The following is a 23514-nucleotide window of genomic DNA, read 5'->3' on the forward strand; positions in this document are numbered from 1 at the left end:
ATATGTTGATATTCGTGATCTATCCGGCGGCTGCGCGAATGGCGGGACGCTACCATGACCCAACCCGGAGACGCAAGTGCGCACAACCGCGCCCCGCGCTGCGGATCTTCAATCCCGAACCAGGAAACCCGACGAGATATTGGTGGCCATTCGGATCGCCTGGGTCCGGTTCTCGCAGTTCGCTTTCGACAGGATCGACTTGACCTGGGTGTTCACGGTATCCAGCGACCGGCCCCGCTCTTCGGCAATCTGCTTGTTGGTCTTGCCTTCGGCCATCAGCTCCAGCACCGCGCTTTCCGCCTCGCTCAGATCGAACAGCGCGGCAAGGCATTGCATCTCCAGCCGATAGCTGCGGCTGGTGTCCGTACTCATCAGCAGATAGCCGTCGATCGGTCCGTTCCCCATCTCGCCCGCCGTGTTCAGCGGCGAGATGTCGATGCACAGCGCCTCGGTCGCGCCGGCCTGTCCCTTGTGGTCGGCCTCGACCGCTTCCTTGCGGGGGCGGGCGCCGAACCGGCCATGGCCCTCGACCCCGCTCATCAACGCGCGCGCCCGGCCCAGATCGCCTTCGCTGCGAAACGACAGCTGGCCGCGCGGTGTCGTGCGATAGACGCCCGCCTCGTCGGCCTGGCGGCGGAATTCCGCATTGTCGACGATCACGTTCATCCGGCTGTCCAGAACGCAGAACCCGACATCCAGCTTGTCGAGTGCGTTCAGCACCGTCTGGTGCCGTTTCTGCACCGCCTGGATCGGGCGGCCGATACTCAGCGCCTTGGCGATATGCGGCAACAGCCGCGATGCCCGGGCCAGGCGCAGCGGCAGGTCTTCGGCCGCGTCCGATCCGAATTGCATGGAAAACCGGTCATGAAACAGCTGGTCCTTGTTCAGCAAGGCGCCACAGCGATAGCGGATGCCGTATTGCATCATGGTTTTCTGGTTCGGCCGCGCCAGCAACTCGGCCTCGGATGCGGCCAGAACCGAATCCGGGATCAGTTCGATATCGTCCGTCGCGCGGGAATGCCGGGCAAAAATCGCCTGATCGGCGATTTCCAGATCGTTGTGCTGCACAAGGTAACCCTGCACCAGTGCGGCATCATAGGTGTCGCTGAAATGCGAGGCCAACAGATGCGGTTGGTCGCGGGGCGTCTCCACCTCGAATATCATCGCACCCACCGCACCGGCATAATGTGCGATTTCTGTCAGCAACGCTGGCCATTTCGCTGGATCCAGCGCGGCATCGTAAATGGAAACTACTAACTGATCGTGCCGGTCGGTCTTGGACATGAGACTTGATGATTCGAGTGGTTGTTTCCGAATATACCCGGTTTCACCAATTCTGGTGATTATTCAGAGTTGTTCATCCTTTACGCTACGTTGCATTCAAGTCCGAGAGTGAGTGGCTCAGGAAAAAGTCATTATCGTGCTGAGTTGGCGGCTGAGGCGTGCCGATCACCAAAACCGGACAGGGCCAGCGGGGGTATTCTGGACCCGCCCCTCGACGGGATACGGTGCAATGCAGACGCCGCTCAGCATATCAGAGGTATTCAGTTCTCAATATGTTTAAGCGCCTAAAAATAGAAAAAGATATTTGAAAAACACGCAAGGGCGGCGGCACAATGGGGTCGCCGCCCTTGTGGCAATATCGGGAGCGGTCGCAACAGCACCGGAGGTGAGTGATGATTTCGAGACATTGGATTGGTTTGACCCTGCTTGGTGCCCTTATGGCTCTGGGCGCACCTCAGGCCCAGGCGCAATCGGGCTGGAGCGTCTGTCGCGACGTCGAATGCCTGGATCAGGGCTGGAACGATGCGCAGCGCCGCTGGTGGTACACCACCACCCAGGGCTCGCGCCTCTTGCCGCTCGACTGGCTCGTGGCGCTGGAACAGCCCGGCGCGGGCCAGCGCGCCTTTCTCGACGGCGCCTATATGGAAGAGCTGGGCTATATCGCCAACCCCGACCCGGTGAACAATCCCAATGACCTGCCGCTCGGCTGGGTGATCGACCAGGACCAGGGCCTGTCGGCCGACCTGATGTGCGATACCTTCCCCGAGACCTGCGATGCGCTGACCATGCGCAAACCCTGGGTCGGGCTCACCTGTTCGGCTTGCCACACCAACGAGATCACCCATCAGGGCCGCCGGCTGCGGATCGAAGGCGCGCCGACGCTCGCCGATTTCCAGCGGATGGAAGAGGACCTGCTGCAATCGCTCAAGGACACCGTGGCCGACCGCACCCGCTTCGACCGTTTCGCGCGCGCCGTGCTGGGGCAGGATCACGATATCGACACCCGCGCCTCGCTGGAAACCCAGCTTGGCGAACAGATCGCCTGGCAACAGGCGCTGGCCGACAAGAACGCGGCACCCAAGGTGCGCTATGGCCACGCCCGGTTGGATGCCCAGGGCCATATCCTGAACAAGGTGGCGCTGACCGTCCGCGACCCCGACCAAATCACCAACGTGCTGGCGGATGCCCCGGCCAGCTATCCCCATATCTGGAACACCTCGCAGCAGGAGCAGCTGCAATGGAACGGCATCGCCAAGCGGATGTTCAAGATCCGCTTCCTCGGCGAAAGCACGGAACTCGGCGCGCTGGTGCGCAACACCTCCGAGGTGATCGGCGTGTTTGCCCATATCGAAACCGACAAGTTCACCGTGCGCCGGGGCTATCCCTCCAGCGCCCGGGTCCGTGAACTGGTCTCGCTCGAACGCCAGCTTGAAAGCCTGCAATCGCCGAAATGGCCCGAGGATATGCTGGGCGCCATCGACTGGGATCTCGCCGCACGCGGGCGCGAGGTGTTCACCCGCCAGATCGACGGCGAAAGCTGCGCCGACTGCCACAGCGATATGGCCCCCACGGACACCACCAGCCCGATGGCCACCACGATGACGCCTCTGGCCGATATCGGCACCGATGTGTTCACCACCTGCAACACCTTCCTGCACCGCTCGAAACCCGGCCAGTTCGGCGGTCAGTACGTCATCACCGAAGGCGCCCGCATCGACCCGGTCGAGGATTTCACCCGCATGATGCTGGTCAACGCAACCATCGGCGCCATCTGGGGCAAGCGGAACGAGGTGCTGGGCGCGATCCTCTACGAGGATGACCGCCCCTCGGGCGACCGCACCGAAACCGGGCTGGTCACCGAGTACCTGCCTGGCGTGACCGACGAGAAAAAGAAGGCCGACGCGCAGGACTGCCTGACCCAGGAGCATCCGCTGCTGGCCTACAAGGCCCGCGCGCTGAACGGGATCTGGGCCACCGCGCCCTATCTGCACAACGGCTCGGTACCCACGCTTTACGACCTGCTGCTGCCCGCCCGCATGCGCAATGTCGCCACCGATCTCGACGCCGTCCTGCCTGCGGATGCCGAAACCCGGCCCGAGGTGTTTGGCGTCGGCAGCCGCGAGTTCGACCCGGTCAAGGTCGGTTTTGTCTCGGATCTGGAGCAGAACCCCTTTACCTTCCGCGCCCGCGACGAGGATGGCGAACCGATCCCCGGCAATTTCAACTCGGGCCACGACTATGGCACCGCCACCCTGTCCGAAGAGGACCGCCGCGCCCTGCTGGAGTACCTGAAAACCCTGTGATCCATCCTGGCCTGCACGCGGGTGGCGGGTGCGGGAGCCTCCGGCGGGAGTATTTTGAACCAGAAAGAAGCCCAAGCGCACTGCTGCTTCTTTCTGGTCACAAATACTCAAAATCGCCGCGCCCGCGCCGGGTCAGCCGGTCAGATATTGCCCCAACAGGAACGCCAGGGCGCAAAGCACGACACTGATCAGGATATTGCCCGCCGCAACCAGGATCGTGCGCGAGCGATGCAGGTCCAGGGTCTGCCAGGCAAAGCTGGAAAACGTGGTCAGTCCGCCGCAAAAGCCCAGAACCAACCGGCGCGCATCCTCGCTGACGCCCGCGCCACTGGCCTCCAGTTGCCCCAGCGACAGACCCAGCAGAAGCGTGCCCGCGACATTCACCGCCAGCGTTGCCAGCGGCAAGTCATGGGTGATCCGTCGCGCGGTCCAGTGCCGCAGCACAGCGCCAAGCCCGCCGCCAAGCGCAAACAGGAGATGCAGGTAAACCCCGCTCATCGCGGTGTCCTCCGGCGCCCAAGCGCCTCGCCCAGCACCGCCGCCGCAAGGCCCGCGGCAATCTCCAGCGTCATGGCGCCCAGCCCGGTGCCCCAGCCCTCCAGCCGGATCATCCGGTCCAGTTCGAAGATGAACGACGAAAAGGTCGACAGCCCGCCGCAGAACCCCACCGCGCCCAGATGCAACACATGGGCATGCACCCGGTGGCGCACGGCGTAAAGCCAGCCCAGAATCAGGCAGGCCAGCGTATTGATGCCGAAAGTGGCGGTCACCAGCGGCAGGCCGGGGATCTCCAGCGCGAACAGCTCGCGCAGCAGCGACCCCGTCGCGCCGCCCGCGAATACCGCCAGATACATGCCTGCCCGTGCCACCCGCGCCCCTTATCCGCCTGTTGACCCGGCATAGCGGGCAAAGGCGCGGTTTTCAATTCCGAGGGGTCAGGCCAGTCCGAGGATCTCGCGCGCCTCTTGCCAGCGGGCCACCGGGCGCTCGTATTTCTCGCAGAGCTCGACCGCCCGCCGAACCAGCGCCGCGTTCGACGGTGCCAGACGGTCGCGGTCCAGCCGCACGTTATCCTCCAGCCCCGTGCGCGTGTGACCGCCCGCCGCGATGGCCCATTCGTTGACCACGATCTGGTTCTGGCCGATCCCGGCGGCACACCATTCCGCCTGCGGCGCGCGGGTTTGCATCGTATGGACGTAGAAATCGAACACCTCGCGGTCGGCGGGCATGGCGTTCTTCACCCCCATCACGAACTGCACATAGAGCTTGCCGTAAAGCTGCCCTTTGCCATGCATGTCGATGGCACGCAGGATATGGCTCAGGTCAAAGGCCTCGATTTCCGGCGTCACGTGATAGGTCCGCATTTCCGAGGCCAGCCAGTCGACCAGGTCGGGCGGGTTCTCATAGACCCGCGTCGGAAAGTTGTTCGACCCCACCGACAACGAGGCCATATCAGGCGCGAGCGGCAGCATGCCGCCCCGCGCCTGTCCGGCCCCGGACCGCCCGCCGGTCGAGAATTGCACGATCATGCCGGGACAGTGCTGCCGCAGCCCTTCCAGCAGGCGCCCGAAGCGTTCGGGGTCGCTGGTTGGCGTCTGGTCGTCGTTGCGCACATGGCAATGGGCGATGCTTGCGCCCGCCTCGAACGCCTCCTGCGTGCTTTCGACCTGTTCCTCGACCGTGATCGGCACAGCCGGGTTGTTGTCCTTGGTCGGCAGCGACCCGGTGATGGCGACGCAGATGATACAGGGTTTGGTCATGGCTTCCTCCCGGCTCAGATGTCGAAGAACACCGTCTCGTTCTCGCCTTGCAATCGGATGTCGAACCGATAGACGACCTTGCCGTCCGTCTCGTTGCGCCGGGCGATCAGCGTCTGGCGGCGGTTCTCCCATTCGATCATGTTGATCACCGGGTCGGCGGCGTTGGCCTCGGCCTCGTCCTCGAAATAGAGCCGCGTGTTGAGCCCCACGTTGATGCCGCGCGCCACGATCCACAGGTTGATATGCGGCGCCTGAACGGTTCCGTTCCGGCCCGGAACGGAACCGGGCTTGACTGTGTCGAACCCCCATTCGCCAGTGGCGAAATCGGTGATCACCCGGCCCCAGCCGCGAAATCCGTCCTCGACCGCGCCCGCGTGTTCGGGATGGGCGTAGATACCGGCGGCATTGGCCTGCCAGGCCTCCAGGAGCACGTCCTTGACCGGGCTGCCGGTGCCGTCGATCACCAGCCCCTCGACCCGGATACGTTCGCCCTGCGCATTCGGCCCGGCAATGTCCCAGCCCAGTTCCTGACCGTAGATGTCGAACCCGGCGGCACCCGGCGCCAGCCCGATATGCACATAGGGGCCAGCCGTCTGCGACGGGGTCTCTTTCAGGTAATCCAGCGATTGCGGCATGTTCTTCTCCTTTTCTGTCGCGTTTCCGAACCGGAAAACCGGTTTTCACTTTTCCATGAAACGCTTCAGTTCCCCTCCAGACGATTTTCAAACAAGGTCGACCGGCGCCCGCGCAGCACCACGTCGAACTTGTAGGCGATGGTATCCAGCGGGATCGTCGCGTTCAGGTCCAGGGGCGCGATCAGCCTGTCGATGGCCGCCGGGTCGGGGATGGTGTTCACGATCGGGCATTTCGCGATCAGCGGGTCGCCCTCGAAATAGCATTGCGTGATCAGCCGCTGCGCGAACGCGGTGCCAAAGATCGACATATGGATATGCGCCGGCCGCCAGTTGTTGACCCAGTTGCGCCAGGGGTAGGCGCCGGGCTTTACCGTGCGGAAATAGTAATAGCCGTTCTCGTCAGTCAGGGTCCGGCCGCAGCCGCCGAAATTCGGGTCGATCGGCGCCAGATAGGTGTCCTTCTTGTGCCGGTACCGCCCGCCCGCATTGGCCTGCCAGATCTCGACCAGCGTATGGGGCAGGGGGCGGCCGTTCTCGTCCAGAACCCGGCCGTGCAGGATGATCCGCTCGCCAATAGCGCTCTCGCCCGGCTTGGCATAGTTGTAGATCAGGTCATTGTCGCCCGCGTCGATATCGCCGTGCCCAAACACCGGGCCGGTGATCTCGCTCACCGTGTTCTCTAGGCTGATCAGCGCCTGCCGGGGCGAGCGCGCGACCGAGGTCTTGTAGTTGGGATCATAGGCGGGCGGGTGCCACTCCCTGTCCCTCTGGTAGAATTCACCGGGTTTGAGCATCTCTGGGGTCTCCTCTCTCGGGCGGGACGTGTTGCGCGTTTCCCGGACTATTCCTGTTCCATCTCGGCATAGGTCTGCTTGGCCAGTTTCAGCGCCTGATTGGCGCGCGGCACACCGGCATAGATCGCCACATGCTGGAACGCCTCCAGCACGTCTTGCTTGCTGGCGCCGGTGCGGGCGGTGGCGCGGATATGCATCGGGATCTCCTCGAAATTCCCCAGCGCCGCCAGCAGCGCCAGTGTCAGCATCGACCGTTCCCGGTCGCTGATCCCGTCCGAGGCCCAGACCGTGCCCCAGGCGCCCTCGGTGATCAGCGTCTGGAACGGCACGTCGAACTCTGTCTTGGCCGCCTCGGCCCGGTCGACATAGGCATCGCCCAGCACCCGGCGGCGCACCTTCATTCCGTTGTCATAGCGATCGGACATTCGTCTTCCTTTCCGCTGCGGCCTAATAGGGCAGACCGACATAGTTCTGTGCAAGCACCGTCTGCGCATCCCGGCTGTCGCGCAGGAATGCGATCTCGGCCTTTTGAACCTTCAGGTCGAACTCCGACTGATGCGGGAACCGGTGCAGCAGGGTGGTCATCCACCAGCTGAACCGCTGGGTCTTCCACACCCGCGCCAGCGCCTTTTCCGAATAGCGGTTGATGCCCTCGGTCTCGCCGGTTTCATAGACCTGCACCAGTGCGTGATACAGATAATGGATATCGCTCGCCGCCGTGTTCAGCCCCTTGGCCCCGGTCGGCGGCACGATATGCGCCGCATCCCCGCATAAAAACAGCCGCCCCCAGCGCATCGGCTCGCAAACGAACGACCTCAGCGGCGCGATGGATTTCTCGATCGACGGGCCGGTCACCAGCCGTTCCGCCGCCTCTGCCGGAATGCGCCGTTTCAACTCCTGCCAGAACGCCGCATCGGTCCAGTCCTCGGCATGGTCCGAGAGCGAACACTGGATGTAGTACCGGCTCAGGTTGGCGTTGCGCATCGAACACAGAGCGAACCCGCGATCCGACCCGGCATAGATCAGCTCGTCATTCACCGGCGGCGTCTCCGACAGGATACCCAGCCAGCCAAAGGGATAGACCTTTTCGTATTCCCGCCGCACTGTCAGCGGGATCGACTGGCGGCTGATCCCGTGGAACCCGTCGCAGCCCGCCACATAGTCGCAGTCGACCCGGTGCTCGGTGCCGTCCACCTGATAGGTGACATAAGGCGCGTCGCTGTCGGCCCCGTGGATCTCGACATGTTCGGTGTTGAACACGGTCTTGGCCCCGACCGCCGCGCGCGCATCATACAGATCGCGCGTCACCTCGGTCTGGCCATAGACCACGACATGATTGCCCGTCAGCGCCTCGAAATTGATGCCGAACTGCATGTCTTCGTAAGAGATCACCGTGCCGCCATGGATAAAGCTTTCGCGCTCCATCCGCTTGGCCACGCCCGCCTCGCGCATCAGGTTGACGAAGCCCACCTCCAGTACCCCGGCCCGGATGCGGCCCAGCACGTAGTCGCGGGTCTTGCGCTCCAGTACCAGCGTGTCGATGCCCTTTTGGTGCAACAGCTGCCCCAACAGCAGCCCCGATGGCCCCCCACCGATGATGACAACCTGTACCCGCATGGCAAATCCTCCCCGAATACAGGGTGAATGATTGGAACGGACATGTAAAATGAGTTATCGTGCCATTTGATTATCAATTATGGAAAGTAAATGATCGACCGACGCATCAAGTTCCGGCACATCCAGTGTTTCGTCGAGATTGCCCGCGAACGCAGCCTCAAGACTGCCGCCGAGAAACTGTTCCTGACCCAACCGGCCATGTCCAAGACGCTGAAAGAGCTCGAAGAGATCGTCGGTACCACTCTGATGCGGCGCAGCCGCTCGGGCGTGGTTCTGACCCGCCCCGGCGAAGTGTTTTTGCATTTCGCACAGATGTCGATTGCCAGCCTGCAACAGGGGCTCGACGGGATCGAGCTGGAAGGCCGCCGTCAAAAGGACAAGCTGTCGGTCGGCGCCCTGCCCAGCGTGGCGGCCCACCTGATGCCGCTGGTGGTGACCGAATTCGCCCGTCTCGCGCCCAACGCACTGCTGCGTATCCTCGACGGACCGCATGGTTACCTGACCGAACGGTTGCGGCTTGGAGAGCTTGATCTGGTGATCGGTCGCATCGGCCCCTCGGACACCATGCAGGGGATTTCCTTTACCCAGCTCTATGACGAACAGGTGGTGTTCGTGGTGCGCCCGGGCCACCCGCTCTTGTCCGACCCCGATCTGCGCCGGGTTGCCGACTGGCCGGTGATCTACCCGCCCGCAGGTGCGGCCATCCGGCCGCTGGTCGAACAGTTCCTGATCGCCAACGGGGTAGGGGAGTTTCCCAACCGCCTGGAAACCGTCTCGGGCGCGTTTGGCCGGGTGTACACAAGGCAATCCGATTGCATCTGGATCATCTCGCGCGGGGTGGTCGCCAAAGAAATCGCCGAGGGCCGTCTGGTGGCGCTGCCCTTCCGCACCGAACTGACCCAGGGGCCGGTCGGGTTGATGACCCGGCCCGACCATCCCGAAACCCCGGTTCGGCAACTCTTTGCCCTGGCGGTCACCAACGTTCTGGCAGGAAAATCGGCACACATGACCTAAGTCAAGTCTGCGGGCCGCCCCGGCTTCTAGAACTCGGAACAACCGTAAACCCCGAGTCGGAGTCCCCATGTCCCGCCGGCACAGATCCGCAAACCTGTCCCACCGCGCCCTGCGCGCGCTGGCGGGCTGTGCCGCGATCCTGCTGATGGTGCTGCAACTGTTGGCGCCGCAACTGGCGCAGGCCGGGCAGGGCAACTGGATCGAGATCTGTTCCGAAGGCGGCGCGGTCTGGGTTCAGGTGACCGAGGACGAAACCCCTGACCGGAACGCGCCTTGCCCCCGTTGCGCCGACTGCGCGCTCTGCGCCCTGACCGGTCCGGCCCCGCTGCCCGATCTGCCCGTCTGGGCGCTGTTCCAAGGCGTACAAAACGGTCAATGGGCCCTGAAACCGCTGTACAAAACGGTCAATTCACCTCGTTTGCGGCCCGAAACCCGCGGCCCCCCGGTCGCGGCCCAAGATAAAATTGCCCGCGCTCCCCGCGCGGTCCTGGCGTCAATCCACATTACCGGAGGTGCGCCATGGTCCTGAAACGCGCAGCTGAATTCCTGTTGGTTCTTTCCCTGTCCTGCTTGCTGGCGGTCACCGCCCGCGCCGACAGCCTGGCCAGCTTCCTTCCCGATATCGCCCCATCCGACCTCGCCCCCGGCGCCGACGCCTTTGGCCCGGTGCGCGAGGATGTAAAGGTCGCCCCCGTGCTCAAGGGCGGCGAGCCTGTCGCCTGGGCCTTCCTGACCTCTGACTTTGTCGGCACGACCGGCTATTCGGGCAAGCCCATTCACGTGGTCGCGGCCATCGACGCCAATGCCATCCTGACCGGCGTCAAACTGGTTGAACACTCGGAACCCATTGTTCTTATTGGCATTCCCAACTCGAAAATGGTCGCCCTGACCGAAGGTTACAAGGGTCTCGACCTGAAACGCGAAGCCGAGACCGGCGGCGAGGGGCATGATCTCGACATCATCTCAGGCGCCACCGTCACCATCATGGTGATCGACGACAGCCTGGTGCGCGCAGGGCTCAAGGTGGCCCGCGCGCTGGGTCTGGGCGGCCTGTCGCCCGCCACCCCCGAAGGCCCGCGTCGCGAGATCGACATGGGCCAGACCGGGAGCAGCGACTGGTTCACCCTGTCGGGCGACGGCTCGGTGCGGCGGATGACCTTGGACATCGGTCAGATCAATGCCGCGTTTGACGCCACAGGCGACGAACGCGCCAAACGGCGCCGCGAACGTGGCGCGCCCGAGGACACGTTCATCGACATGCATCTGGCCCTGGTCTCGGTCCCAGAGATCGGCCGCACCCTGTTGGGCGAGGCGGAATATGCCAATCTTGTCAACTGGTTGGAGCCCGGCGAACAAGCCATTCTGGTGCTCGGGCGCGGCGCCTACAGCTTCAAGGGCTCGGGCTATGTGCGCGGCGGCATCTTCGACCGAATCCAGCTGATCCAGGGCGACAGCGCGGTGCGCTTCTTTGATCGCCAGCAACGCCGTCTGGGCGCGCTCGCGGCCGAGGATGCGCCCGGCTTTACCGAGCTTGACCTCTTCAAGATTCCCGCCGATGCCGAGTTCGACCCCGCCGCCCCCTTCCGCCTGCAACTATTGGTGCAGCGCGCCGTGGGCGCGGTGGAGAAGAGCTTCCTCACCTTCGATCTGGGCTACCGCCTGCCGGAACGCTTCCTGCTGCCCGCCGCCGCCCCGGCGGTGGTTGAGGATGCGGGTGACGAAGCCGCCGCCAAGGCCGCGCTGTGGCAACGGATCTGGAAGGACCGCACCGTCGAAATCGGCATCCTGAGCGCGATGCTGCTGCTACTGACCGCGACCTTCTTCTTCCAGTTCCAGGCCACGATGAATGCCCGCGTCTTCTACTGGTTCCGGATCGCCTATCTGACCGCAACGCTGTTCTTCATCGGCTGGTACGCCAATGCCCAGCTGAGCGTCGTCAACCTGATGGCACTTGCCGGCAGCCTGCGCACGGGCTTCAGCTGGGATGCGTTCCTGCTCGACCCGCTGGTCTTTATCCAGTGGTTCGCCGTGGCCGCCGCGTTGATCTTCTGGGGCCGGGGCGCCTATTGCGGCTGGCTCTGCCCGTTTGGCGCGCTGCAAGAGCTGACCAACAAGGTTGCCCGCGCCCTGCGCCTGCCGCAATGGACCCTTCCCTGGGGGCTGAACGAGCGGCTCTGGCCTATCAAATACATGATCTTCCTGGGTCTTTTCGGTCTTAGCTTTGTCTCGATCCCGCTGGCCGAAACCTATGCCGAGGTCGAACCGTTCAAGACCGCGATCATCCTCAAGTTCATGCGCGACTGGCCCTTCGTGGTGTTTGCGCTGCTGCTCCTGCTGATCGGCCTCTTCATCGAACGGTTCTATTGCCGCTATCTCTGCCCGCTGGGCGCAGCGTTGGCGATCCCTGCCCGCATCCGCATGTTCGACTGGCTGCGCCGCTACAAGGATTGCGGCAACCCCTGCCAGACCTGCGCCAACGAATGCCCGGTTCAGGCGATCCACCCCACGGGCGAGATCAACCCGAACGAATGCATCACCTGCCTGCATTGCCAGGTGCTCTATCAGTCCGAGGCCAAATGCCCCGTCGTCATCCGCCAGATCAAGCGGCGGGCGCGCACAGGGACGGTCGATCCGAAACTGAACCTCGGACACCCACCGGCGAACCATCCAAACGCCAAACCGCAAGAAGCTTCCTGAAAGGAGGAACGATCATGTCGGACCACGAAAACAACCTGAGCGTCACCCGCCGCGGCCTGTTGGGCGCGACAGCTACCGGGGCCGTTCTCGCCAGCACCGGGCTGGGGGCCACCCTGATGACCGCGCGCGAGGCCTCTGCCGCCGCCAAGGCCAATCTCGAACCCGGCGAGCTGGACGAATATTACGGCTTCTGGTCCTCGGGCCAGACCGGCGAGCTGCGCATCCTGGGCATCCCCTCGATGCGCGAGCTGATGCGGGTGCCGGTGTTCAACCGCTGCTCGGCCACCGGCTGGGGCCAGACCAACGAGTCGCTCAAGGTGCTGACCGAGGGCCTGCTGCCCGAGACCAAGCAATACCTGGCCGCCAACGGCAAGAAGACCTATGACAACGGTGACCTGCACCACCCGCATATGTCGTTCACCGATGGCACCTATGACGGCCGTTACCTGTTCATGAACGACAAGGCCAACACCCGGGTTGCCCGCGTCCGCTGCGACGTGATGAAATGCGACAAGATCATCGAGATCCCCAACGCGCATGACATCCACGGCCTGCGTCCGCAGAAATTCCCGCGCACCGGCTATGTCTTTGCCAATGGCGAGCATGAGGCGCCGCTGGTCAATGACGGCAAGATCCTGGATGAGCCCGACAAGTATGTGAACATCTTCACCGCAATCGACGGTGACAGCATGGAAATCGCCTGGCAGGTGATCGTGTCGGGCAACCTCGACAACACCGATTGCGACTATCAGGGCAAATACGCCTTCTCGACCTCGTACAACTCGGAAATGGGCATGAACCTGGCCGAGATGACCGAGAACGAGCTGGACCATGTGGTTGTGTTCAACCTCAAGGAAATCGAGGCCGGCATCGCCGCGGGCGATTATCAGGAGCTGAACGGTGTCAAGGTTGTCGACGGGCGCAAGGGCGCGGGCAACAACTATACCCGCTATATCCCGATCCCCAACAGCCCGCATGGCTGTAACGCCGCCCCCGACAAGCGCCACATCATGATCAACGGCAAGCTGTCGCCCACCGTCTCGGTGATCGACGTCGAAAAGGTCGATGCGCTGTTCACCGAGAATGCCGATCCGCGCTCGGCCATCGTGGCCGAACCGCAGCTGGGCCTTGGGCCGCTTCACACTGCGTTCGACAACAAGGGCAACGCCTATACCACCCTGTTCCTGGACAGCCAGGTGGTGAAGTGGGACATCCAGAAGGCAATCGAGGCTTATGCCGGTGCCGATGTCGACCCGATCCTCGACAAGGTCGATGTGCAGTATCAGCCGGGCCACAACTCGACCTCGATGGGCGAAACCGCCGAGGCCGACGGCAAATGGCTGATCTCGATGAACAAGTTCTCGAAGGACCGGTTCCTGAACGTCGGCCCCTTGAAGCCCGAGAACGAGCAGCTGATCGACATCTCCGGCGACAAGATGACCGTGGTGCATGACGGTCCGACCTTTGCCGAGCCGCATGACAGCATCATCGTGCACCGGTCCAAGGTGAACCCGGTCAACGTCTGGGATCGCAACGACCCGATGTGGGAAGACGCCCGCCAGCAGGCCGCCGCCGATGGCGTCGATCTGGAGGAAGGCGCCGAGGAGCCGATCCGCGACGGTAACAAGGTGCGGGTCTACATGACTTCGGTCGCTCCGACCTTCAGCCTCGAGAAGTTCACGGTGAAACAGGGCGACGAGGTGACGATCTATGTCACCAACCTCGACGATGTGGATGATGTGACCCACGGGCTGTGCATGGCCAACTTTGGCATCGCGATGGAAGTGGCACCGCAGGCCACCGCCTCGGTCACCTTCATCGCCGACCGTCCGGGCGTGCACTGGTTCTATTGCCAGTGGTTCTGCCACGCGCTGCACATGGAAATGCGCGGCCGGATGTTTGTCGAACCGCGGGGAGCATAAATCATGCGCTGGCCCCTGCTGATTGCGGCCCTGTTTGCCACGCCCCTTTGGGCGGCGGATTGGGACGTGCCCAACCAGGCGGGGGCCATCTCTGAAACACTGGCCCAGGCGGCGGATGGTGACACCCTCCGCCTGGCGCCCGGCGTTTATGCCGAAACCCTGGTCCTGTCCCGGCCCGTCACCCTTGACGGGATGGGGCAGGCCACTATCGACGGGCAGGGCGCGGGCAGCGTGATCACTGTTACCGGCCCGGATGTGACCGTGCGAGGATTGACCGTGATCGGCTCCGGCTCGGACCATGACGGGATCGACAGCGGTATCCAGCTGACCAAGACCGCCAGCGCACCAGTAGTGGAAAACAACGTGCTGATCGGCAATCTTTACGGCGTCGATATCCACGGCGCCAAGGATGCGCTGGTCAAAGGCAACCGGATCGAGGGCCGTCAGGACCGCCTCATGAATGCGCGCGGCAACGGTGTCTATGTCTGGAACGCCCCAGGCGCGGTGGTCGAGGGCAACGATATTCAATACGGGCGCGACGGTATCTTCGTGAACTCCTCGCGCCGCAACATCTTTCGCGACAACCTGTTCCGCGATCTGCGCTTTGCCGTGCATTACATGTATGCCGACAATTCCGAGGTCTCGGGCAATGTCTCGATCGGCAACGACCTGGGCTATGCGGTGATGTTCACCAGCCGGGTCAAGGTGGTCGACAATGTCTCGATCGGCGACCGCGAACACGGGGTCATGCTGAACTATGCCAATGACAGCGTGATCTCGGGCAATGTGGTGAAGGGGGCAAAAGAGAAATGCACCTTCCTCTACAATGCCAACAAGAACGAGTTTACCGACAACTGGTTCGAAGGCTGCGGCATCGGCATCCATTTCACCGCCGGATCCGAGCGCAACCGGATCGTCGGCAACGCCTTTGTCGGCAACCGGACCCAGGTCAAATATGTCTCGACCAAATGGGTCGAGTGGTCCGAGGACGGGCGCGGCAACTATTGGTCCGACTTTGCCGCCTATGACGTCAACGGCGACGGCATTGCCGACGCCCCCTATCGCCCCAACGATAGCATGGACCATGTGCTGTGGACCCAACCTGCAGCCAAGCTGCTGCTCGGCTCCCCTGCCGTGCAGCTGGTGCGCTGGTCGCAATCCGCCTTTCCGGCCCTTCTGCCCGGCGGCGTGATCGACAGCCACGCCCTGATCAAAGCCCCAAAACCCCCAGCATTGAAAAAGGTGCCTCATGACGGATAAGGCCCTGACCATCGAAACCCTATGCAAGGATCGCGGGCCAATCCGCGTTCTGAGCGATATCACCCTGCATGTCGCCCCCGGCGAGCGCGTGGCGCTCCTGGGACATAACGGCGCCGGGAAATCGACCCTGATCAAATCCATCCTCGGCCTGATCCCGACCGATGGCGGCACGATCCGCATCGGCGCAGCTGCCCCCGGCAGCGCCCAGGCCCGCCGCGATACCGCCTATCTGCCCGAGGCGGTGTCTTTCCACCCGGCCCTGACCGGGCGCGAGCAACTGACGCTCTTTGCCCGCCTGTCCGGCGAACGGGCCGATGTGCCCGGACTACTGGAACGGGTCGGCCTGGCCGACGCACTGGACCGCCGCATCGGCACCTATTCCAAGGGGATGCGGCAGCGGCTGGGACTGGCGCAGGTGCTGCTGGGCAAACCCCGCGTGGCGCTGCTGGACGAGCCGACATCGGGGCTCGACCCGATCTCGCGGCAGGATCTCTATGCCATCATCGACGAACTGGCAGGGCAGGGGGCTGCAGTGCTGATCGCCAGCCATGCCCTGACCGAAGTCGAGGCCCGCACCGACCGCATCGCCATTCTGCGCAAGGGAGTCAAGGTGGCCGACGACACGCTGGCCAACCTGTCGGCGCTGGCGGGTCTGCCGATCCGCCTGCGGGTAAGGGCACGCGAAAACGCCGATGCGCTGGCCGCCCGGCTGGGCGGCAACCGTGTCAACGGCGCCTCTGTCGAGCTTCTGTGTTCGCCCGCCGACAAGATGGAGGCGCTGCGCCGCATCGCCGCAATGGGCGAGGCGGTGGCCGATCTGGAAATGACCCCGCCCAAGCTCGAAGACCTTTACCGCCACTATGCAAGGGAGACCGTGCAATGACCCGTTTTCTTGCCATCACCCGGGCCGAAATGCTGATCCTGCGCCGTAACCGCTGGCTGCTGGTGGCGACGCTCATCATGGTGCTGTTCGCGCTGGCCCTGACATTCGCGGGCAGCGCGCCTACTGGCACGCTGGGCGTGGACATGCTGACCGTCTCGGTCGCCTCGATGACGACGCTCAGCGTCTATCTCGCGCCGCTCCTTGCGCTGATGATTTCGTTTGACTCCATCGCGGGCGACGTGGACCGGGGCAGCCTGGCGCTGCTCCTGTCCTATCCCTCGGGTCGCGGCGAGATTCTGCTGGGCAAGTTCACCGCCCATCTCGCGGCGCTGGCCTTTGCCATGACCGTGGGCTTTGGCACCGCGGGCGCGGTTGCCGCCTGGTTCGGCGGGGCAGGGCCTGAAAGCCTGATGGCGCTTCTGCGTCTCATCCTAACCTCGATCCTGCTGGGCGCCGTGTTCCTGGCGCTTGGATACCTGCTGTCGGCCCTGGCACGGGGCGCCACGGCTGCGGCAGGTCTGTCGGCCGGGCTCTGGCTAGTCTTTGTCGTCCTTTATGACTTGGGGCTGTTGGGGGCCGTAGTCATGGATCAGGGCGGTACCTTCACCCGTTCCGTCTTCCCGTGGGTGATGGTGGCCAACCCGGCCGACGCTTTCCGTTTGTGGAACATCGCCGCGACCGAAGGGGTTGCCATGGCCTCGGGCATGACCGGCGCCGCACAGGCGCTGCCGGTCTGGGCTGCGCCGGTGTCGCTGCTGGTCTGGCCAGTCCTGGGGTTTGTCCTGGCCTGGGCGGCCTTCCGGAGGGTCGAGCCATGAGAACACTCGCTCTCATCGCTCTGGTCGCCCTTGCTGCCTGTAGGGAGGAAGAGGCCAAGGCGCCACCGGCCCCGGTGGAGCTGACCGAGGCCGCGCTCAGCTACTTTTGCCAGATGAACGTGGCCGAACATGGGGGGCCCAAGGGGCAGATCCACCTCGACGGCTATCCCGCACCGATCTTTTTCGCCCAGGTCCGCGATCTGGTCACGTATCTGAAAAGCCCCGAACGCGAGGCGGAGATTACCGCCGTCTATGTCAGCGACATGGGCGCGGCCGTTAGCTGGGCGGAACCGGGTTCGATGAACTGGACCCCGGCCAATACAGCTTTATTTGTCGTCGGGGCGGGTGTCGCCGGTGGCATGGGCGCGCCGGAACTTGTGCCCTTTGCCGATCAGACGGCAGCCGAGGCCTTTGTCGCACGCTATGGTGGCCGTATCCTGTCGCTCGACGACATACCCGAGGCCGAGGTGCTGGGGCCGGTCGATCTGAACCAGACCCTGCAAAACCCGGCGTAACCTAGAAAAGACCAACCTCAACCAAGAAGGAGAGAGAGATGCTCAAATCCAGACTGATCCTGACGGCGCTGGCAGCGACGCTGGCCATGCCAGCGCTTGCCGATGGCGATGCCGACAAGGGCAAGAAAGTCTTCAACAAATGCAAGGCCTGCCACGCGGTTGGCGAAGGCGCGGCCAACAAGGTCGGGCCGCAGCTGAACGGTATCGTCGGAGCAGCCGCCGGTCAGGTCGAAGGGTTCAAGTATTCCGATGCCCTGACCGAGGCCGCAGCCGGCGGTCTGGTCTGGGACGAGGCAAATCTGGCCGCCTTCTTTGCCAAGCCCAAGGATTTCATGAAGGGCACCAAGATGAGCTTTGCCGGGCTCAAGAAGGAAGACGAGATCGAAGACGTCATCGCCTACCTGCAAGGCTTCTGACCGGTTACCGGGCGGCGGGTTCACCCGCCGCCCGCGTCAGCCGTCCAGCGAGACCCAAAGAACGCGTGCGTCCTCTTCGCTGGTCGAGACGCAGCCGTGCCCCATGCCGCTGTCGTAATAGACGCTGTCGCCCGCCTTCATCTGCAAGGGGCGGTAATGTTCGGTATAGAGCGTCACCTCGCCGCTCAGCACGAACATGAACTCTTCGCCCCGGTGGCGCACCCAGGTGTCGAATTCGCTGACATCGCGGGCCTTTATCGTGCTGATATAGGGCAGCATCCGTTTGCTGGTCAGTTCGGTGCACAACAGCTCGTGATCATAGGTGCGGGTGACCTGATGTTCGCCCTGATCCTTGCGGGTGAAATCGCGGCGGCCGGAAATGTCGCTCTTGCCCGACTGAACGAAAAGCTGCGGCGTCTCCAGTTCCAGTGCCTGCATCAGGCGGCGGATGATGTCGAAACTGGCGCGTGTCTGGTTGTTCTCGATCTTGGACAGGGTCGACCGGCCGATGGCGGCAGCACGGGCCACTTCCTCCAGGGTCAAGCCCTTGTCTTTGCGCGCCTCGCGAATCATCCGGCCCAGGGTTTCGCCATCGGGCGCTTCCAGCCCCTCGACGCTCAGGCCTTCGTCTTCTGTCTGAACCGGCTCCATCCGCGTTCCCCTGTTTTCTTCGGTTCGCTTGCCCGACAACCCTAACGTATTCGAATTTTCCAAATCAAATCTTTTGTTGCCAATAAGGGAAAAGTTTCCTATACGAGACATCAAGATTGTGCGCCATGGGATACAGAACGGGCGCACGGTGAAACTCAGGGGGATCCGGTGGGCCTGCCACTTGCGATACTGATCGGTGAAATGGGCCATGGCTCTTGCCATGTGTCGGTTTCGCGCCCCGCCACCCCTCCGTCCGCCTTGCCGCCCTGCCGACAACTGCGTGCCAAAGCTTCTCTCCTCCTCTCCCTTCGGTATGGGGATGGGTGGGGCGGCAACCCTTTCCCTTTGCGTGCCCTGCGCGAGCCCCTGGACCAAGGACAAACCAGATCATGACTGACACGCCCAAACGCACACCGCTTTATGACCTGCATGTCGAACTCGGCGGCAAGATGGTGGATTTCGCCGGATGGGAGATGCCGGTGCAATACCCGATGGGGATCATGGGCGAGCACAAGCAGTGCCGCGAAAAGGCGGCGCTGTTCGATGTCAGCCACATGGGGCAGGTGATCCTGCGCGGAAACGACATCGGCGCCAAGCTGGAAAAGCTCTGCCCGCAGGTGTTTTCGACCTTGCCCGAGGGCAAGGCGCGTTACGGCTTCTTCACCAATGCCCAGGGCGGCATCATGGACGACCTTATCGTGTCGAATGCGGGCGAGTACTTCTTTGTGGTGGTGAACGCGGCGCTGCGCCATCAGGACATTCCGCATATGGCGGCGCATCTGGACGGGGTCGAGGTGACCGAGATCTTCGACCGCGCGCTGGTCGCGGTGCAGGGTCCCAGCGCCGAGGATGTGGTGGGCCGCCTCTGCCCCGCCGCGCGGGACCTGAAATTCATGGAGACGATGCTGGGCGAGATTGACGGTGTAGACTGCCGCATCTCGCGGCTGGGCTATACCGGCGAGGACGGATACGAGATCTCGATCCCCGAGGGTGAAGCGATCCGTATCTCGCGCCTGTTCCTGGCGCATGAGGATTGCGAGCCGGCGGGCCTGGGCGCCCGCGACAGCCTGCGGCTAGAGGCCGGGCTTTGCCTTTACGGTAACGACATTGACAACGGCACCTCACCTATCGAGGCCAGCCTGCTTTGGGCAATCCAGAAACGCCGCCGTGAAGAGGGCGGATTTCCTGGCGCCGAGCGCATCCTGAAGGAAATCTCCAAAGGCGCCTCGCGCAAGCTGGTCGGCATCAAGCCCGAAGGTCGCGCACCCGCCCGCCAGCATGTGGAGATCCAGAACCTTGACGGTGACACAATCGGTGAGATCACGTCCGGTGGGTTCGGCCCCACGGTGGGCGCGCCGGTGGCAATGGGCTATGTCGCCAGCGCCCACGCGGCGCCGGGCGGCAAGGTCAACCTGATCATCCGGGGCAAGGTCCAGCCTGCCGAAATTGTCGCGCTGCCTTTCGTCGCGCAGAATTACAAACGCTAGCCCCTGCCAGAGGCAGGGGTACAAAGCCTTGACTAAGGCTTTGTCCACAAGGTTTTTCCAAAACCTTGCCCCCGCCTGCCGCAGCCGAAATACACCATCCGAAGGATCGACAAACATGACCATCTACTACTCCGAAGACCACGAATGGCTCAGCGTCGAGGGCGAGATCGCCACGCTGGGCATCACCAAACATGCCGCCGATCAGCTGGGCGAGGTGGTGTTCATCGAACAGAAAGAAGCCGGTGACGAATTTGCCCAAGGCGACGAGATCGGCGTGATCGAGTCGGTCAAGGCCGCCTCCGAGATCTATGCCCCCGTCGATGGCGAGGTGGTCGAGGTGAACGAGGAACTGGCCGACAATCCCGGCGCCCTGAACGAAAGCCCCGAGGGCGACGCCTGGATCTACAAGATCAAGCTCAGCGATGCGTCGCAGCTTGACGGGCTGATGGATCTCGCCGCCTATAACGACATGATCGGCTAAGCCGCCGGCCGCCGGCCTTGCCGGCGGCTCCCACCGCCTGACGAGGACCCAGAGCCATGGCCTTCAAACTCACCGATTACGAAGCCTACGATTTCGCCAACCGCCGCCATATCGGGCCCAGCCCGCGCGAGATGGCCGATATGTTGCAGGTGATCGGCTTCAAGACGCTCGACCAGTTGATCGACGCCACCGTGCCGCCGTCGATCCGGCAGAAAGAGGCGCTGGACTGGGGTCCGGCCATGACCGAGCGCGACGCGCTCTATCACATGAAACAGGTGGCCTCGAAGAACAAGGTTCTAACCTCGCTGATCGGCCAGGGCTATTACGGCACCACCACCCCGGCGCCGATCCTGCGCAACATTCTGGAGAACCCGGCCTGGTATACCGCTTATACCCCCTATCAGCCGGAAATCAGCCAGGGACGGCTTGAGGCGCTGTTGAACTATCAGACCATGGTCAGCGACCTGACCGGGCTCGACGTGGCCAATGCCTCGCTTCTGGACGAGGCCACCGCCGCCGCCGAAGCGATGACCATGGCGCAGCGCGGCGGCCGGTCCAAGGCCAACAATGCCGCCTTCTTCGTCGACAAGAATTGCCACCCTCAGACGATCGCCGTGATCAAGACCCGCGCCGAGCCTCTGGGCATCGACGTCAAGGTTGCCGATCCTGACGAGCTGGAGGCCGGCGCCGTATTCGGTGCGATCTTCCAGTATCCGGGCACCTATGGCCATGTGCGCGACTTCACCAAGGAAATCGCGGCGCTGCACGAACACAACGCCATCGCCATCGTGGCCGCCGACATCCTGTCGCTGGCCCTGCTGAAAAGCCCGGGCGAAATGGGCGCCGACATTGCCATCGGCTCGACCCAGCGCTTTGGCGTGCCCATGGGCTTCGGCGGACCGCACGCCGCCTATATGGCCACCACCGACAAGCTCAAGCGCGCGATGCCGGGCCGGATCATCGGTGTCAGCATCGACGCGCGTGGCAACAAGGCCTATCGCCTCGCGCTTCAGACGCGTGAACAGCACATCCGCCGGGAAAAGGCCAACTCGAACGTCTGCACCGCGCAGGCCCTGCTGGCCGTCATCGCCTCGATGTATGCCGTCTATCATGGCCCTGACGGGATCAAGGCCATCGCGCAATCGGTGCACCGCAAGACCTCGCGCCTGGTCGACGGTCTGGTCGAGGCCGGGTTCAAAGTGGAACCGGAAGTGTTCTTTGACACCATCACCGTCGAGGTCGGCCCGCTCCAGAAAACCGTGATGGAAGCCGCCGTTGCCCGGGGCGTCAACCTGCGCAAGGTGGGTGAAGACCGGATCGGCATCTCGCTCGACGAGCAGACCCGCGCCGAGACCATCGAGGCGGTCTGGGGTGCCTTCGGCATCGACAAGAAGGACGACAGCGTCGCCAACCGCAGCTATCACCTGCCGGACTACGCGCTGCGGGAAAGCCCCTATCTGACCCACCCCATTTTTCACAAGAACCGGGCCGAGGCCGAGATGACCCGCTATATGCGCCGTCTGGCGGACCGCGACCTGGCGCTTGACCGCGCCATGATCCCGCTGGGATCCTGCACGATGAAGCTGAACGCCACCATCGAGATGATCCCGGTCACCTGGCCCGAGTTCGGCAACCTGCACCCCTTCGTCCCCGACGATCAGGCGCAGGGTTATCACGAGATGATCGCGGATCTGAACGACAAGCTGTGCCAGATCACTGGCTATGACGCGATCAGCCAACAGCCCAACTCGGGTGCGCAGGGCGAATATGCGGGTCTGCTGACCATCCGCAACTATCACGTTGCCAATGGCCAGGGACACCGCAACGTCTGCCTGATCCCGACCTCGGCGCATGGCACCAACCCGGCCTCGGCCCAGATGGTCGGCTGGAAGGTCGTGCCGATCAAGTCCGACGACAAGGGCAATATCGACGTCGCCGACTTCCGCGCCCGCGCGATCGAGCATTCGGATAATCTCGCGGCCTGCATGATCACCTACCCCTCGACCCATGGTGTTTTCGAAACCACCGTGCAAGAGGTCTGCGACATCACCCACGAACATGGCGGCCAGGTCTATATCGACGGGGCCAACATGAACGCGATGGTCGGGCTGTCGCGGCCGGGTGACATCGGCGGCGACGTCAGCCACCTGAACCTGCACAAGACCTTCTGCATTCCACATGGCGGTGGCGGTCCCGGCATGGGTCCGATCGGGGTCAAGGCGCATCTGGCCGAGCATCTGCCGGGCCATCCGGAATACGGCACCGCCGTAGGCCCGGTCTCGGCCGCGCCCTTCGGTTCGCCCTCGATCCTGCCGGTCAGCTGGGCCTATGTGCTGCTGATGGGGGGCGCCGGTCTGACCCAGGCCACCAAGGTCGCGATCCTGAACGCCAACTACATCGCGGCCCGGCTCAAGGACGCCTATCCGATCCTCTACACCTCGGAAACCGGTCGGGTGGCGCATGAATGCATCCTCGACACCCGCCCGCTGAACGACGAGGGCGGCGTGACGGTGGACGACGTGGCCAAGCGCCTGATCGACAGCGGCTTTCACGCGCCGACGATGAGCTGGCCGGTGGCGGGCACCCTGATGGTGGAACCGACCGAATCCGAGCCCAAGGAAGAGCTTGACCGGTTCTGTGAGGCGATGCTGTCGATCCGGGCCGAGGCGCAGGATATCATCGACGGCAAGATCGACCCCCAGAACAACCCGCTGAAACACGCCCCTCACACGGTGCGCGATCTGGTGGGGGACTGGGACCGGCCCTATAGCCGCGAACAGGCGTGTTTCCCTCCGGGCAATTTGGGCGTCGACAAGTACTGGCCCGCAGTCAACCGGGTGGACAACGCCTATGGCGACCGTCACCTGATCTGCACCTGCCCGCCGATGAGCGCCTATGAGGAAGCCGCCGAATAAGGCGACACAGCCAAAGTCGGCCGCGCCCGTACCAGACAGGCGCGGCCAGACGCAAGAGGGAG

22 protein-coding genes are annotated in these 23514 nt (G+C 63.5%); 13 read left to right on the plus strand and 9 right to left on the minus strand.

Going from position 1 to position 23514, the window contains the following annotated elements:
* Positions 1-108 precede the first annotated feature (108 nt).
* The gene (locus tag G0P99_RS19765; RefSeq protein ID WP_164132197.1) at positions 109-1284 is read right to left on the minus strand and encodes a helix-turn-helix transcriptional regulator; all 1176 of its coding nucleotides are present in this window, start codon (positions 1282-1284) and stop codon (positions 109-111) included.
* Between the two features lie 392 nt (positions 1285-1676).
* Here G0P99_RS19765 and G0P99_RS19770 point away from each other — a divergent pair, with 392 nt between their 5' ends.
* Positions 1677-3587, plus strand: a complete 1911-nt coding sequence (locus G0P99_RS19770; RefSeq protein WP_164132198.1) for a di-heme-cytochrome C peroxidase — start codon at positions 1677-1679, stop codon at positions 3585-3587.
* 132 nt (positions 3588-3719) lie between these two features.
* Here the strand turns inward: G0P99_RS19770 and G0P99_RS19775 are convergent, their stop codons facing one another.
* From G0P99_RS19775 to pobA, 7 genes are all read right to left on the minus strand, one after another.
* On the minus strand, positions 3720-4085 hold the full coding sequence (locus G0P99_RS19775) for a CrcB family protein (protein ID WP_164132199.1): 366 nt from the start codon (positions 4083-4085) through the stop codon (positions 3720-3722).
* Complete coding sequence (locus G0P99_RS19780; protein WP_370462852.1) at positions 4082-4456, minus strand: CrcB family protein; 375 nt, start codon at positions 4454-4456, stop codon at positions 4082-4084. Before G0P99_RS19780 ends, G0P99_RS19775 begins: the two co-directional genes overlap by 4 nt.
* 66 nt (positions 4457-4522) lie before the next feature.
* Positions 4523-5347 (minus strand): 3-keto-5-aminohexanoate cleavage protein, encoded by an 825-nt coding sequence (locus G0P99_RS19785; RefSeq protein ID WP_164132200.1) that lies wholly within the window; start codon positions 5345-5347, stop codon positions 4523-4525.
* Positions 5348-5361: 14 nt separating this feature from the next.
* A complete protein-coding gene (pcaG, locus tag G0P99_RS19790; protein ID WP_164132201.1) occupies positions 5362-5982 on the minus strand; it encodes a protocatechuate 3,4-dioxygenase subunit alpha in 621 nt (206 codons plus the stop codon).
* 65 nt (positions 5983-6047) lie between these two features.
* On the minus strand, positions 6048-6776 hold the full coding sequence (gene pcaH / locus G0P99_RS19795) for a protocatechuate 3,4-dioxygenase subunit beta (RefSeq protein ID WP_164132202.1): 729 nt from the start codon (positions 6774-6776) through the stop codon (positions 6048-6050).
* Positions 6777-6823: 47 nt separating this feature from the next.
* Complete coding sequence (gene pcaC / locus G0P99_RS19800) at positions 6824-7201, minus strand: 4-carboxymuconolactone decarboxylase (RefSeq protein ID WP_164132203.1); 378 nt, start codon at positions 7199-7201, stop codon at positions 6824-6826.
* 22 nt (positions 7202-7223) lie between these two features.
* A complete protein-coding gene (gene pobA, locus G0P99_RS19805; protein ID WP_164132204.1) occupies positions 7224-8393 on the minus strand; it encodes a 4-hydroxybenzoate 3-monooxygenase in 1170 nt (389 codons plus the stop codon).
* A 90-nt stretch (positions 8394-8483) separates the two neighbouring features.
* Between pobA and pcaQ the strand changes: the two genes are divergently transcribed.
* The 9 genes from pcaQ (at position 8484) to G0P99_RS19850 (ending at position 17918) form a co-directional block, all read left to right on the plus strand.
* A complete protein-coding gene (pcaQ, locus tag G0P99_RS19810) occupies positions 8484-9407 on the plus strand; it encodes a pca operon transcription factor PcaQ (RefSeq protein ID WP_164132205.1) in 924 nt (307 codons plus the stop codon).
* Positions 9408-9474: 67 nt separating this feature from the next.
* Positions 9475-9936, plus strand: a complete 462-nt coding sequence (locus G0P99_RS19815) for a DUF2946 family protein (RefSeq protein ID WP_203583176.1) — start codon at positions 9475-9477, stop codon at positions 9934-9936.
* Positions 9927-12104 carry a NosR/NirI family protein gene (locus G0P99_RS19820; RefSeq protein WP_164132206.1) on the plus strand — a complete coding sequence of 726 codons (2178 nt, stop codon included), beginning with the start codon at positions 9927-9929 and terminating at the stop codon, positions 12102-12104. The genes G0P99_RS19815 and G0P99_RS19820 overlap by 10 nt, the downstream gene beginning before the upstream one ends.
* A 14-nt stretch (positions 12105-12118) precedes the next feature.
* Complete coding sequence (gene nosZ / locus G0P99_RS19825) at positions 12119-14026, plus strand: TAT-dependent nitrous-oxide reductase (RefSeq protein WP_164132207.1); 1908 nt, start codon at positions 12119-12121, stop codon at positions 14024-14026.
* Positions 14027-14029: 3 nt separating this feature from the next.
* Complete coding sequence (locus G0P99_RS19830; RefSeq protein ID WP_164132208.1) at positions 14030-15286, plus strand: nitrous oxide reductase family maturation protein NosD; 1257 nt, start codon at positions 14030-14032, stop codon at positions 15284-15286.
* Positions 15276-16169 (plus strand): ABC transporter ATP-binding protein, encoded by an 894-nt coding sequence (locus tag G0P99_RS19835; protein WP_164132209.1) that lies wholly within the window; start codon positions 15276-15278, stop codon positions 16167-16169. Before G0P99_RS19830 ends, G0P99_RS19835 begins: the two co-directional genes overlap by 11 nt.
* Positions 16166-16987 (plus strand): ABC transporter permease, encoded by an 822-nt coding sequence (locus G0P99_RS19840; RefSeq protein WP_164132210.1) that lies wholly within the window; start codon positions 16166-16168, stop codon positions 16985-16987. Before G0P99_RS19835 ends, G0P99_RS19840 begins: the two co-directional genes overlap by 4 nt.
* Positions 16984-17502 (plus strand): nitrous oxide reductase accessory protein NosL, encoded by a 519-nt coding sequence (locus tag G0P99_RS19845; protein ID WP_164132211.1) that lies wholly within the window; start codon positions 16984-16986, stop codon positions 17500-17502. The genes G0P99_RS19840 and G0P99_RS19845 overlap by 4 nt, the downstream gene beginning before the upstream one ends.
* 38 nt (positions 17503-17540) lie before the next feature.
* Positions 17541-17918 (plus strand): cytochrome c family protein, encoded by a 378-nt coding sequence (locus tag G0P99_RS19850; protein ID WP_164132212.1) that lies wholly within the window; start codon positions 17541-17543, stop codon positions 17916-17918.
* Positions 17919-17954: 36 nt separating this feature from the next.
* On the opposite strand, the gene G0P99_RS19855 is transcribed toward G0P99_RS19850, so the two are convergent.
* Positions 17955-18569 (minus strand): helix-turn-helix domain-containing protein, encoded by a 615-nt coding sequence (locus tag G0P99_RS19855; protein WP_164132213.1) that lies wholly within the window; start codon positions 18567-18569, stop codon positions 17955-17957.
* Positions 18570-18958: 389 nt separating this feature from the next.
* Here G0P99_RS19855 and gcvT point away from each other — a divergent pair, with 389 nt between their 5' ends.
* From gcvT to gcvP, 3 genes are all read left to right on the plus strand, one after another.
* Positions 18959-20056, plus strand: a complete 1098-nt coding sequence (gcvT, locus tag G0P99_RS19860; RefSeq protein WP_164132214.1) for a glycine cleavage system aminomethyltransferase GcvT — start codon at positions 18959-18961, stop codon at positions 20054-20056.
* 115 nt (positions 20057-20171) lie between these two features.
* On the plus strand, positions 20172-20537 hold the full coding sequence (gene gcvH, locus G0P99_RS19865; protein WP_164132215.1) for a glycine cleavage system protein GcvH: 366 nt from the start codon (positions 20172-20174) through the stop codon (positions 20535-20537).
* 56 nt (positions 20538-20593) lie between these two features.
* A complete protein-coding gene (gene gcvP, locus G0P99_RS19870; RefSeq protein ID WP_164132216.1) occupies positions 20594-23452 on the plus strand; it encodes an aminomethyl-transferring glycine dehydrogenase in 2859 nt (952 codons plus the stop codon).
* Positions 23453-23514: the final 62 nt, after the last annotated feature.

This window comes from Ruegeria sp. PrR005 (assembly GCF_010500245.1).
Lineage (GTDB): Bacteria > Pseudomonadota > Alphaproteobacteria > Rhodobacterales > Rhodobacteraceae > Ruegeria_B > Ruegeria_B marisflavi.